At 75.0% G+C, this 11,812-nt stretch carries 12 protein-coding genes and 1 riboswitch; of the genes, 6 read left to right on the plus strand and 6 right to left on the minus strand.

Features of this window, described 5'->3' with window-relative positions; translation table 11 throughout:
* The first annotated feature begins 1 nt into the window (after position 1).
* The gene (locus tag ACGFX4_RS01945; RefSeq protein WP_393069397.1) at positions 2–412 is read left to right on the plus strand and encodes a RidA family protein; all 411 of its coding nucleotides are present in this window, start codon (positions 2–4) and stop codon (positions 410–412) included.
* Positions 413–425: 13 nt separating this feature from the next.
* Here ACGFX4_RS01945 and ACGFX4_RS01950 read toward each other — a convergent pair whose 3' ends face one another.
* Positions 426–1,601, minus strand: a complete 1,176-nt coding sequence (locus ACGFX4_RS01950; protein ID WP_393069399.1) for a cobalt-precorrin-5B (C(1))-methyltransferase — start codon at positions 1,599–1,601, stop codon at positions 426–428.
* Positions 1,602–1,621: 20 nt separating this feature from the next.
* Here ACGFX4_RS01950 and ACGFX4_RS01955 point away from each other — a divergent pair, with 20 nt between their 5' ends.
* Positions 1,622–2,368, plus strand: a complete 747-nt coding sequence (locus tag ACGFX4_RS01955; RefSeq protein WP_393069401.1) for a cobalt-precorrin-6A reductase — start codon at positions 1,622–1,624, stop codon at positions 2,366–2,368.
* A gap of 25 nt (positions 2,369–2,393) precedes the next feature.
* Here the strand turns inward: ACGFX4_RS01955 and polX are convergent, their stop codons facing one another.
* Positions 2,394–4,133, minus strand: coding sequence for a DNA polymerase/3'-5' exonuclease PolX (gene polX, locus ACGFX4_RS01960; RefSeq protein ID WP_393069403.1), 1,740 nt, complete (start codon positions 4,131–4,133; stop codon positions 2,394–2,396).
* A gap of 56 nt (positions 4,134–4,189) precedes the next feature.
* Between polX and ACGFX4_RS01965 the strand changes: the two genes are divergently transcribed.
* The 4 genes from ACGFX4_RS01965 to thrS all read left to right on the plus strand — a co-directional run bounded on the left by ACGFX4_RS01965 (position 4,190) and on the right by thrS (position 7,460).
* Positions 4,190–4,789: a TetR/AcrR family transcriptional regulator gene (locus ACGFX4_RS01965; protein ID WP_393069405.1), complete on the plus strand. Its 600-nt coding sequence runs from the start codon at positions 4,190–4,192 to the stop codon at positions 4,787–4,789.
* Entirely contained in the window at positions 4,786–5,634 is an 849-nt protein-coding gene (locus ACGFX4_RS01970) for an SDR family NAD(P)-dependent oxidoreductase (protein WP_393069407.1), read from the plus strand. The genes ACGFX4_RS01965 and ACGFX4_RS01970 overlap by 4 nt, the downstream gene beginning before the upstream one ends.
* A 25-nt stretch (positions 5,635–5,659) precedes the next feature.
* Positions 5,660–6,061 carry a PPOX class F420-dependent oxidoreductase gene (locus ACGFX4_RS01975; protein ID WP_393069409.1) on the plus strand — a complete coding sequence of 134 codons (402 nt, stop codon included), beginning with the start codon at positions 5,660–5,662 and terminating at the stop codon, positions 6,059–6,061.
* 208 nt (positions 6,062–6,269) lie between these two features.
* Positions 6,270–7,460, plus strand: a complete 1,191-nt coding sequence (thrS, locus tag ACGFX4_RS01980) for a threonine--tRNA ligase (RefSeq protein WP_393069411.1) — start codon at positions 6,270–6,272, stop codon at positions 7,458–7,460.
* 7 nt (positions 7,461–7,467) lie between these two features.
* Here thrS and ACGFX4_RS01985 read toward each other — a convergent pair whose 3' ends face one another.
* The 4 genes from ACGFX4_RS01985 to ACGFX4_RS02000 form a co-directional block, all read right to left on the minus strand.
* Positions 7,468–8,061 carry a hypothetical protein gene (locus ACGFX4_RS01985; RefSeq protein WP_393069413.1) on the minus strand — a complete coding sequence of 198 codons (594 nt, stop codon included), beginning with the start codon at positions 8,059–8,061 and terminating at the stop codon, positions 7,468–7,470.
* Positions 8,062–8,148: 87 nt separating this feature from the next.
* The gene (locus tag ACGFX4_RS01990) at positions 8,149–9,678 is read right to left on the minus strand and encodes a precorrin-2 C(20)-methyltransferase (RefSeq protein ID WP_393069415.1); all 1,530 of its coding nucleotides are present in this window, start codon (positions 9,676–9,678) and stop codon (positions 8,149–8,151) included.
* Positions 9,675–10,301 (minus strand): precorrin-8X methylmutase, encoded by a 627-nt coding sequence (locus tag ACGFX4_RS01995; RefSeq protein ID WP_345699989.1) that lies wholly within the window; start codon positions 10,299–10,301, stop codon positions 9,675–9,677. The genes ACGFX4_RS01990 and ACGFX4_RS01995 overlap by 4 nt, the downstream gene beginning before the upstream one ends.
* Positions 10,298–11,515, minus strand: coding sequence for a hypothetical protein (locus tag ACGFX4_RS02000; RefSeq protein WP_393069416.1), 1,218 nt, complete (start codon positions 11,513–11,515; stop codon positions 10,298–10,300). Before ACGFX4_RS02000 ends, ACGFX4_RS01995 begins: the two co-directional genes overlap by 4 nt.
* Before the next feature lie 131 nt (positions 11,516–11,646).
* Positions 11,647–11,720: riboswitch (cobalamin riboswitch) on the plus strand.
* Positions 11,721–11,812: the final 92 nt, after the last annotated feature.

Raw genomic sequence — 11,812 nt, forward strand, 5'->3', positions numbered from 1 at the left:
GATGAGCAAGAAGACCGAGATCCGCACCGACGGCGCGCCCGCCCCCGCCTGGATGTTCTCCCAGGGCGTGCGCAAGGGCCCGATCCTCCAGGTCTCCGGCCAGGGCCCGCAGGACCCGGCCACCGGCGAGTACCTGCACCACGGCGACGTCAAGGCGCAGACCCGGCGCACCCTGGAGAACGTCAAGGCGATCGTCGAGGCCGGCGGCGCCACCGTCGAGGACGTGGTGATGTTCCGCGTCTACCTCACCAAGCGCGCCGACTTCCCGCTGATGAACGAGGTCTACGCCCAGTTCATCGAGGAGAACATCGCCCCCGGCGGCGTGAAGCCCTGCCGGACCACGATCTTCTGCGAACTCCCGCAGGAGCCCATGCTGGTGGAGATCGACGCGCAGGCCGTCGTCACCGACTGACGCTGCCCGGGGTCTACGCCCGGCCGACGATGTTCCCGGCCCGGTCGATGCAGATCACGTCCACCGCGACCGGCGCGCCCACCAGCACGCCGAGCGCGGTGGCCCGGGCGGCCTCCGCCACCAGATCGCCCAGCGGAACTCCCGCCGCCGCGCACAACTGCACCGCCTCCAGGCCCGTGTTGGCCGCCGCGACCGCCGCCACCAGCTCCTCGGACGCGCCACCGGTGCGGGCCAGGCCCGCCAGGTAGCCCTTGTCCACCTGGGAGCGGGACGAATGCAGGTCCAGGTGACCGGCGGCGAGCTTGGACAGCTTCGCGAAGCCGCCCGCGATGGTCAGCCGGTCCACCGGGTGGCGCTTGAGGTACTTCAGCACCGCGCCCGCGAAGTCGCCCATGTCCAGCAGCGCGTCCTCCGGCAGGCCGTGCACCGCGACCGCCACCTTCTCGGACGTCGAACCGGTGCAGCCCGCGACGTGCGTACGGCCCGCGGCCCGCGCCACGTCCACGCCGCGGCGGATCGAGTCGATCCACGCCGAGCAGGAGTACGGGACCACGATGCCGGTGGTGCCCAGGATCGACAGGCCGCCCAGGATGCCCAGGCGCGGGTTCCAGGTGGAGCGGGCGATCTCCTCGCCGTGGTCCACCGACACCTGCACCACGACGTCGCCGGTGCCGCCGCAGCGCGCCGCCACCCCCGCGACCGCGTCGCGGATCATCTGCCGCGGCACCGGATTGATCGCCGGCTCGCCCACCGCCAGCGGCAACCCCGCCTTCGTCACCGTCCCCACGCCGGGGCCCGCCCGGAACACCACGCCGCTCCCCGGTGCCCCGTGCCAGACCGTCGCCCGCACCAGCGCCCCGTGCGTCACGTCCGGATCGTCCCCGGCGTCCTTCACCACCCCGGCCATCGCCCACGACACCCCCACCGGCCCGCCCCATCCGACGCCGCCGGCGGCAGCCGAACCATGGCTGTCGGCGGGGCCGCTCCCGTCCGCCAGGGCCTCCACCGCCAGGGCGAACGCCGGCTGCTGGCCCTTCGGCAGGGTGATGGTCACCGGGTCCGGGAAGTCCCCGGTGAGCAGGGCGGTGTACGCCGCCGTGGTGGCCGCCGTGGCGCAGGCGCCCGTCGTCCAGCCGTGGCGCAGCCCGCTACTCTTCAGCTGCGCCGCCCGTCCGCCGGCCTCAGCCACGTTCGCTCCCTGGAGTTCCGATGCACGTCCTGATCCTCGGCGGCACGACCGAGGCACGCCGCCTCGCCGGCGCGCTGGCCGCCGACCGCCCCGCGGACCGCGTCACGAGTTCCCTCGCGGGCCGGGTCGCGGAGCCGCGGCTGCCGGCGGGCGAGGTGCGGATCGGCGGCTTCGGCGGCCCGGAGGGCCTGGCCGGGTGGCTGCGCGAGCAGCACGTGGACGCTCTCATCGACGCCACCCATCCTTTCGCCGGGACGATCAGCCGCAACGCGGCCGTCGCGGCCGCCGAGGTCCATGTTCCCCTGCTCGCCCTGCGTCGTCCCAGCTGGGTGCCGGTTGAGGGGGACCGGTGGCGGCGGGTCGGCTCGCTCGCCGGGGCGGCCGAGGTGCTGCGCGCCGAGCCGGCGGGCCGCCGGGTGTTCCTCACCACGGGCCGGATGGGCCTGGCGGCGTTCGCGGACCTCGACGGCCACGCGTTCCTGGTCCGCTCGGTGGACGCGCCGGAGCCGCCGATGCCGGCACGCACGGAGGTGCTGCTGGATCGCGGGCCGTTCACCCTGGACGGCGAGCGCGCGGTCCTGCGGGAGCACCGGATCGACGTGGTGGTCACGAAGGACAGCGGCGGCGCGGCGACCGCGCCGAAGCTGGCCGCCGCCCGCGAGTTGGGGCTGCCGGTGATCGTGGTGGAGCGCCCGGAGCCCCCGGCGGGTCTGCCCACCGCCCCGGACGTCCCGGCCGCCCTCGCCTGGCTCGCCACGCTCGGCTGACCCGCAGGTCGCGCTCGACGCCGCGTCAGCCGCCCAGCAGGCCGCGCGTGCTGTCCTTCAGGTGCCGCTTCAGCCGGGTGAGCGACCAGGTGTTGACCACCTGCTCGGCGGTCAGCCAGCCGCGCTGCGCAGTGGCCACCCCGTACCGGAGGTTGGCCAGGTGCGGTACGGCGTGCGCGTCGGTGTCGATCGCGAACAGCACGCCGTGCCGCGCGGCGGCGAGGATCCGGCTGTCGGCGAGGTCGAGGCGTTCGGGCGAGGCGTTGACCTCCAGGACGGTGCCGGTCCGGGCGCAGGCCCGGTACACCTCCTCCCAGTCGGCGTCGATCGGCTGCCGCCGGCCCAGCAGCCGGGTGGAGGGGTGGCCGACGACGTGCACGTACGGGTTCTCGCAGGCGCGGACCAGGCGCCGGGTCTGGGTGGCGCGGTCGGCGGTGAAGTGCGAGTGGATCGAGGCGACGCACAGGTCGAAGCCGGCCAGGAACTCCGGCGGCCAGTCGACCCCGCCGTCCCGGTCGATGTTCAGCTCGGTGCCGTGCAGCACCCGCATCCCGCCGTAGTGGCGGTCCAGCTCCCGGACCCGCTCGCGCTGGGCGAGCATCTTGGCGTCGGTCATCCGCTGCATCGAGAGGTTCGGCGCGTGGTCGGTGACGGCGACGTACGTCAGGCCGCGCGCCGCGGCGGCGGCGAGCATCTCCTCCAGCGGCGCGAGCCCGTCGGTCAGGTCGGTGTGCAGGTGCAGGTCGCCGCGCAGGTCCGACTCCTGGACCAGCGCCGGCAGGCGGCCGCCGAGCGCGGCGTCGATCTCGCCGCGGTCCTCGCGCAGCGTCGGCGGCACCCAGTCCAGGCCGAGCGCCGCGTACACCTCCTCCTCGCTCGCGGAGGCCAGCTTGCGGCCCCCCTCCACCTCGAAGAGGCCGTACTCGGAGAGCTTCAGCCCGGCCTTGACCGCGCGGGCCCGCAGCGCGATGTTGTGCGCCTTGGAGCCGGTGAAGTAGACCAGCGCCGCACCCCAGTCCTCGTCGGGCACCACCCGCAGGTCGATCTGCAGGCCCTGCCGGGCGCGGACGGAGGTCTTGGTCCGCCCCGAGGCGATCACCTCGGTCACGCCGGCGAGTCCGGTCAGCGCCTCCGTCAGCGGGCCGGAGTCCTCGGCGGTGGCCAGCACGTCCACGTCGCCGATGGTCTCGCGCATCCGCCGCAACGATCCGGCGTACCCGCAGCGGCGGCAGCCGGGCACCGCGGAGAGCACCGCGACGACCTCCTCGGCGAGTTCCAGCGCGGTGCCGGTCAGCACCCGGCCGGCGGACCGGCGCAGCTGGTCGATGCCGTGCCGGATGTTCTCGGCGGTCTTCGGGCCGATGCCGGGCAGCCCCGCGAGCTCGTCCTTCTCCGCGGCCTCGCGCAGCTGGTCGACCGTCCCGATGCCGAGCTCGCGGTGCAGCTGGGCGGCGGTCTTGGGGCCGACGCCGGGGATCGCCATGATCTCCCGGACGCCGGGCGGGACCTTGCCGCGCAGCGCGTCCAGCTTGGCGACGTGCCCGGTCGCCACGTACTCGGCGATCTTCGCGGCGGTGGACTTCCCGACACCGGGGATGGCCTGCACGCCCCCCGGGTCGAGCTCCGCCAAGTCCTCCGGGTACCCGCCGATCGCCCGGGCCGCCTTCTCGTACGAGCGGGCCCGGAACGCATCGCCGCCGGTCAGCAGCAGCAGGTCGGCGTACTCCAGGAACAGCGCGGCAACCTCGTCGTTGAGCCGGGCCATGGCTCCAGCCTAGGGCCGCTTGACAGCGGGCCGCCATCGGAATGAACATTCATTCCGTGGCACCGAAACGACCGGACCTGGACCGGCTGCTGATCGACTCCGCCCTCGCGCTGTTCGCCGAGCGCACCTACGAGGGCACCCAGATGCCCGCCGTCGCGCAGCGCGCGGGCGTCGGCGTGGGCAGCATCTACCGGTACTTCCCGAGCAAGGAGGCACTGGGCAACGCCGCGTTCCGGTACGCCAAGCGCACCCTGCTCGACACCCTCGCCGAGGCGCTCGCCGACGGCGGCCCGACCGGCTCCGCCCGGGAGGAGTTCGCCCGCTTCTGGCGCGGCTTCACCCGCTACGCGAGCGCCCATCCGGACGCCTTCGTGTTCCTGGAGCACCAGCAGCACGACACCTTCCTCGACCCCGAGAGCCGCGCCCTGGCGGACGAACTGCACCGGGTGGCCGCCGACTTCATCGAGCGCGGCCAGCACGCCGGCGCGATCCGGGACGGCGACGCCGAGCAGCTGGTCGGCCTCGCCCTCGGCGCCTTCACCGGCCTGGTGAAGCTCGCCCGCCCGGCCGGCGGCCTCGACGCCCTCCCCGCCGAGGACCTCGACCGCGCCGAAGCCGCCGTCTGGGACCTCCTCCACCGAAAGGCCGACCGATGACCCCGCCCCGGACCGTCCTGATCACCGGCTGCTCCTCCGGCATGGGCCGCCAGGCCGCCCTGGCCCTGCACGGCCTCGGCCACCGGGTGTACGCCACCGCCCGCCGCCCCGAGACCCTCGCCGACCTGGCCGCGCTCGGCATCGCCACCCTGCCGCTCGACGTCACCGACGAGCACTCGATGACCGACGCGGTCGCCGCGGTCGAGGCCGCGCACGGCAGCGTCGACGTCCTGATCAACAACGCCGCGTACGGGCTGCACCTGCCGGTGGAGTCGGCCACCCCGGACGAGGTCCGCGCCCAGTTCGACACCAACGTCTTCGGCCTGGTCCGGATGGCCCAGCTGGTGCTGCCCGGCATGCGCCGCGCGGGGCGCGGCCGGATCGTCAACATCTCCTCGATGGCGGGCCGTTTCTCCCCGCCCGGCGGCGCCTTCTACCACGCCAGCAAGCACGCGGTGGAGGCGATCAGCGACTCGCTGCGGCTGGAGGTCGCGCCGTTCGGCGTCGAGGTCGTCGTGGTCCAACCCGGGCCCACCATCACCGAGTTCGGCGCCACCGCGGTCGGCACCATGCACCCGGCCGCCGACCCCGCCGACCCGTACGGCTCCTTCCGCACCCGGCTCGCCGACATGTACGCCCACCAGGCGTTCACCCGCCGCAGCGGCGCCGTCCCCGCGGAGGCCGCGACCAAGGTGATCGTCCGTGCCGCGACCGCCGCCCGCCCGCGCGCCCGGTACGCGATCGGCGCGCTGGCCCGCTCCACCATGCTCGCCAAGCGCCTGCTCCCGGACGCCGCCTTCGACGCCCTGATGCGCCGCAGCTTCCCCTTGCCCGAGCCGGCCTGACCGCACCCCGCCTAAACTGCACGTCATGGACGCCACTCCCGACGACCGGCTCGCGCAGCTGGTCCAGCTCTCCGCCGGCAGCTATCTGCTGCTCACCACCTTCCGCAAGGACGGCACCCCGGTGCCCACGCCGGTGTGGGTGGTCCGCGACGGCGAGGCGCTCGGTGTGTGGACGGTGGCCGACTCCTGGAAGGTCAAGCGGATCCGCAACCGCGCCGACGTCACCGTCGGTCCCTGCGACGTCCGCGGCAACCCCACCGGCGACCAGGTCCCCGCCACCGCCGAGATCTGCACCCGCGAGCGGACCGCTGCCTACCGCACGCTGCTGCGCCAGAAGTACGGCCTGCTCGGCGTCCTCACCCTGCTCGGCAGCCGGGTCCGCCGCGGCAACGACGGCACGGTCGGCATCCGGATCACCCTCGCCTGAAAACTCCCTCGGCCGAAACTCCCTCGCCGCCCCCCGGCCCCGGCGCTAGCCTGGGCAGCATGAACCTTCAGCGCGCTGCAGCGACGACGACGCCGGACACTGTCCCGGCGCGCTGACACCTGTCTGTCCGAAGCCCCGGGGCGAGTGGCCCCGGGGCTTCGCGCTGTCCGTGGTCGCCCGCCCCTCGCCCGACCCGAGGGAGACCACCGTGAACGACCACCGCAAGCTCGGCCGCGAACTCCGGCTCTTCGACACCGACCCGCTGATCGGCGCCGGCCTGCCCTACTGGCTGCCCGACGGCGCCGCCGTCCGGCACGCCCTGGAGGAGTACGTCCGCGAGGCCGAACGCCGCGCCGGCTACCGGCACGTGTACTCGCCGGTGCTCGGCAAACGCGAGCTGTACGAGATCTCCGGCCACTGGGAGCACTACAGCGAGGACATGTTCCCGCCGATGGACCTCGGCGCCGAACAGGTCGTGCTGCGCCCCAGCCTCTGCCCGCACCACGCCGTCATCTTCCGCTCCCGGGGCCGCAGTTACCGCGAGCTGCCCCTGCGGATGGCCGAGCTCGGGCCGATGTTCCGAGCCGAACTCTCCGGCGTGCTCGGCGGGTTGACCCGGGTCCGGTCCATCCAGCTCAACGACGCGCACATCTTCTGCCGGCTCGACCAGGTCGCCGACGAGGTCCGCGGCGCGCTGGGGATGATCCGGGACGCCTACCGGGCGCTCGGCATCGACGCCGCCCGCTACCGGCTCTCCCTGCCCGGCGAGGGCGGCAAGTACGTCAAGGACCCCGAACTGTGGCGCCGGGCCAACGCCTTGCTGGTCGAGGTGTTGGAGGAGTCCGGCATCCGGTACGAACAGGCCGACGGCGAGGCCGCGTTCTACGGCCCGAAGATCGACGTGCAGGTGGTCGACAGTGCCGGCCGCGAGGCCACCCTCTCCACCGTCCAGGTCGACTTCCACCAGCCCGCGCGGTTCGACCTCTCCTACATCGGTCCGGACGGGCAGCGCCACCGGCCCGTCATGGTCCACCGCGCGGTGATCGGCAGCGTCGAACGCGCCGTCGCCCACCTCATCGAGACCCACGGCGGCGCCTTTCCCACCTGGCTCGCCCCCGTCCAGCTCCTGGTGCTGCCGCTCTCCGACGCCCAACTCCCCGACGCCGAAGCCCTGGTGTCCCAAGCCCTCGCCCTCGGCCTGCGTGCCGAGCTCGCCGCGCCCGACCAGGGCACCCTCGGCTCCCGCGTCCGCGCCGGGCGGCTCGTCCCGTACCGGGCCGTCCTCGGCCCCGCCGAATCGGCCACCGGCCGCCTCGCCCTCCGCCCCCGCACCGGCGAGCAGCTCCCCCCGGAGCCGGCCGAGGCCGCCCTCCGCCGCATCCTGGCGGACGTGCCCTAGCGGTGCCCTAGGGTGCGCTCCCCATCGGCGTGGGCCTGCCGTCCCGCGGGTCCACGCCGAAGAGCAGCCGGACGCCGCGGTCCGTGGTGACCGTGAACTGCTCCGGGCCGGTCCACCGCGCCGTGGCCAACAGCCCGCCCCCGGGGAACCTTTCGGGCAGCTCGACGACCGTCCACCGCCGCGCGGCCCATCCCGATCCGCTCTCGACCTGGATCTCCCAGGACTGCGCCTCCGCCTCGGCACCCGGGCTCCCGTGGTGCACCACCACCAGCGTCCGGTCGGCCCCGTCGGGCGCCGCCTCCCGGGTCACCGTGGTCGGCTCGCCGAACGCGGAAGCTCCCCACGCCCCGAGCCCCAGCACCGCCCCGACCGCCCAGGTCAGGAACAGGCCCACCGCCCGGTTGCCCCGGTCCTCGACGAAGCAGCACGCGACCGCCGCCAGCAGGAGCGCCACCGGCAGCAGCACGAGCGGCCGGTCCAGCGTCTGCGCCACCAGCACCCGCCCACCGGGCCGGCTGTGCCACCACCCCACCGCCAGCAGCGCGAGCGGCACCGCCACCGCGGCACCGAAGGCCCGGCTCACCGTCCGACGTCCCGTCATCGTTCCCCCTCGTAGTAGCCCGTCCGGAAGCACCGTCCGAAAGCGCCTGCCGGCCCGGGGCAGCGCCCCGGGCCGATCGCCGGCCGTCTACTCCGGGTAGCGGCGCGGCGTCCAGACCACCTCGGTGCCGTTGTCGCGGGCGACGGCCTGCGTCTGCGAGGAGCCGATCAGCAGCAGTGTCCGCATGTCGACCTGGGTGGGGTCGAGGTCGGCGAGGCGGACGGTGCGGATCCGCTCGGTGGGGCCGCCGACGTCGCGGGCCATCACCACCGGAGTGTCCCCGGCGCGGTACTCGAGCAGCAGGTCGCGGGCGGCGCCGACCTGCGTGGTGCGGGACTTGGAGCCCGGGTTGTAGAGGGCGAGCACCAGGTCGGCCTCGGCGGCGGCGCGCAGTCGCTTCGCGATGACGTCCCAGGGCTTGAGCCGGTCGGAGAGCGAGATGGTGGCGTAGTCGTGGCCGAGCGGCGCGCCGGCGCGGGAGGCGGCGGCGTGCGCGGCGGTCATGCCGGGCAGCACCCGGACCGGCACCGACCGGTACGGGTCGGCGCAGGCGGCCTCCAGGACGGCGGTGGCCATCGCGAAGACGCCGGGGTCGCCGGAGGAGACGACGGCGACGCGGCGGCCGCGCCGGGCGAGGTCGAGTGCGAACTCGGCCCGCTCGGCCTCGACCTTGTTGTCCGAGCCGTGCCGGACCTGGCCCGGCCGCGCCGGGACGCGGTCGAGGTACGTGGTGTACCCGACGAGGTCGGTGGCGCGGGCGAGCGCGCCGCGCGCCTCGGGGGTCAGCCACAGCGGCCCGGCGGGGCCGGTGCCGACCACGACGACGTCGCCCTCCGTGTCGGCGTCCGGGGCGGGTTCGGTGATCGGCTGCCCGGTCCAGCTGAGCTGCGCGACCTTGCTGGGCAGCACGGCGACCGAGAAGTACGGCACGCTCTCCGGGTCGACCTCGGCGAGCGGCGCGGTCCGCTCGCCGGCCATGGTGGCGCGCTCGACGTACTGCGCGTCCTCCAGCCGTCCGGCCCGCTCCAGGGCCCGTCGGACGGCGGGGAAGGTGCGGCCGAGCTTCATGATCACCGCGGAGTCGGTGGCGGCGATCCGCGCCGTCAGCTCCTCCTCCGGCAGGGTGCCGGGGATGATCGTGAGCACTTCCTCCGCCTCGACCAGCGGGGCGCCGAGCCGGGCGGCGGCCGCGCTGACGGAGGTCACGCCGGGCACCACCTCGGTCGGGTAGCGGTGCGCGAGGCGCTTGTGCATGTGCTGGTAGGAGCCGTAGAACAGCGGGTCGCCCTCGGCGAGGACCACCACGTCGCGGCCGGCGTCCAGGTGGGCGGCGAGCCGTGCGGCGGCCTCCTCGTAGAACTCGTCCAGCGCGCCGCGGTACCCGCCGGGGTGGTCGGTGGTCTCGACGGTGACCGGGTAGACCAGCTTCTCCTCGATCTGGCCGCCGGCCAGGTACCGCTCGGCGATCGAGCGGGCGATCGAGCGCCCGTGCCGCGCGCTGTGGTATGCGACGACGTCCGCCTTGCCGATGAGTTCGGCGGCCCGGACGGTGACCAGCGACGGATCCCCCGGACCCAACCCGACACCGTACAGTCGACCGGTCTGACGCTCCGTCACTCTTCCTCACTCGCAATCGCGTTGATCGCGGCAGCGGCCATCGCGCTGCCGCCCCGGCGGCCCCGCACCACCAAGTGCTCCAGGCCGGACGGGTGTTCGGCCAGGGCCTGCTTGGACTCGGCGGCGCCGATGAAGCCCACCGGCACGCCGATCACGGCGGCCGGCCGCGGCGCGCCGGCCTCGATCATCTCCAGCAGCCGGAACAGCGAGGTCGGCGCGTTGCCGACGGCCACCACGGCGCCCTCCAGGCGGGGCAGCCACAGCTCCATGGCGGCGGCGCTGCGGGTGTTGCCCATCGCCCGCGCCAGCTCGGGCACGGACGGGTCGGTGAGGGTGCAGATCACCTCGTTGTCGGCGGGCAGCCGCTTGCGCGTGACGCCGCTGGCGACCATGTTGACGTCGCAGAGGATCGGGGCACCGGCGTGCAGCGCCTTGCGGGCGGAGGCGACCACGCCCGGCGAGTACACCAGGTCCTCGACCAGGTCGACCATGCCGCAGGCGTGGATCATCCGGACCGCGACCTGCGAGACGTCGGCGGGCAGGGCCACCAGGTCGGCCTCGGCCCGGATGGTGGCAAAGGACTGGCGGTAGATGGACGCGCCGTCCTTCTCGTACTCGATCATCGGTTCCTCCGGGCCTCGGCGACTGCCTCGGCCATCTGCTCGTCCGTCACGTCCGTCGAAGTTCCTGCCGCGGTCACCCGGTAGCCCTGCCCGGTGGCGAGCACGTCCACCCATGGCCCGGCGGGGTGTCCGCACCGCCGCTCGCAGCCGGACCAGTGCACGGGCAGCAACGCACCCGCCGCACCGCCCAACACCTGCGCCCCGCCGCCCGCCGCGCCGTCCAGCGCCCGCGCCGCGTCCGCCCGCACGTCGGCCAGCGACTTGCCGCAGCCCGGCAGCCCGGTGCAGGCGGTCGCCCGGTCCCAGGCGCCGCCCGCGGCGACGGTGAACCCGCCCGCCGCCAGCTCGGCGAGCCGCCCGGCGTCCGCGCCGGGCAGCACCGCGCCGCGCCACGGCGTCAGCCGGACGCCCTGCACGGCCACCGCGGCGAGCAGCCGCCACTGTGCGGCCGTGGCCCGCCCGAACCGCACGCCCACCGACAGCCCGCCGGCGTGCGCCCCCGGCTCGGGCACCACGCCGGCCGGCGCAGGCAGCGGCGCGCTCCCGCCGGTCAGTTCGGGCCGCTCCCGGAAGTGCCAGGCGCTGCCGCCGACCGCCTCCAGGAACCGCCGGGCCGCCTCCAGCGCGGCGTCCACCGGCGCGTCGACGGGCTCGCCGGTGGTGGCCCGTCCGAGCCGGAGCAGCGCGCCGCCGCCCGGCCTTGCGATCAACGTCACATCGGCGTCCAGGGCCGCGACGTCCCCGCGCCCGTCGTCCAGGGCGAACAGGAACTTGCCCGACAGCCCGGCCGCCCACCCGCTCGCGCACAGCCGGGCGTCCAGCTCCCGCACCCAGGCCTGGACGTCGGCGTGCCCGCGTCCGTCCAGTCCGGCGAGCGGCGAGGCGACGATGTTGCGCACCCGCTCGTGGGTGTCGGAGGGCAGCAGCCCGGCGCGGCGCAGGGCCAGGGCCAGTTCCGCGCCGCAGTCCGAACGCAGGCCGCGCAGCTGGACGTTGCCGCGCGAGGTGGTCTCCAACGCGCCGTCACCCAGCCGCTCGGCGGCATCGGCCAGCGCGAGCACCTGATCGACCGTCAGCAGCCCGCCGGGCAGCCGGACGCGGGCGAGCGCCCCGTCGTCGGCCCGGTGCAGGCGGAGGGCTCCGGGACAGGCGTCCGACCGCTCCCGGGAGGGCACGGCGGAGCCCGGCGCGGAGGCGTCGGGTGTGGGTGGCATGGCCGCGAGCATACAGATGGTCCGACCGCGCGCCTCCGTCCTGTAGGTCACACTGCCGCAGGTCAGCCGCACCCCGTACGATGCTGCCCGGGTGGTCGCGCGCGTCCGCCCGCCGCCAGCGACGGCGCAGGGAGGAAGTCCGGTGCAAACCCGGCGCGGTCCCGCCACTGTGACCACGGCTCACCGCCGTGGGAGTCAGGAACTCCTGCCGTCCTCCACCAGCCCGGGGCGCGGACCCCGAGGAAGGCCTGACGCCATGCGCCGCCGCATGCCCGCGCCCGGGGGTTCCCCCGTGCC

The sequence above is a fragment of the Kitasatospora sp. NPDC048365 genome, from assembly GCF_043200835.1.
GTDB classification, from domain to species: Bacteria; Actinomycetota; Actinomycetes; order Streptomycetales; family Streptomycetaceae; genus Kitasatospora; species Kitasatospora terrestris.

Coding starts and splice junctions, on each gene's coding strand:
- ACGFX4_RS01985 (WP_393069413.1), bottom strand. CDS start 8,061: ATGACGGGACGTCGGACGGTGAGCCGGGCCTTCGGTGCCGCGGTGGCG.
- ACGFX4_RS01945 (WP_393069397.1), top strand. CDS start 2: ATGAGCAAGAAGACCGAGATCCGCACCGACGGCGCGCCCGCCCCCGCC.
- ACGFX4_RS01955 (WP_393069401.1), top strand. CDS start 1,622: ATGCACGTCCTGATCCTCGGCGGCACGACCGAGGCACGCCGCCTCGCC.
- ACGFX4_RS01970 (WP_393069407.1), top strand. CDS start 4,786: ATGACCCCGCCCCGGACCGTCCTGATCACCGGCTGCTCCTCCGGCATG.
- ACGFX4_RS02000 (WP_393069416.1), bottom strand. CDS start 11,515: ATGCCACCCACACCCGACGCCTCCGCGCCGGGCTCCGCCGTGCCCTCC.
- ACGFX4_RS01995 (WP_345699989.1), bottom strand. CDS start 10,301: ATGATCGAGTACGAGAAGGACGGCGCGTCCATCTACCGCCAGTCCTTT.
- polX (WP_393069403.1), bottom strand. CDS start 4,133: ATGGCCCGGCTCAACGACGAGGTTGCCGCGCTGTTCCTGGAGTACGCC.
- ACGFX4_RS01975 (WP_393069409.1), top strand. CDS start 5,660: ATGGACGCCACTCCCGACGACCGGCTCGCGCAGCTGGTCCAGCTCTCC.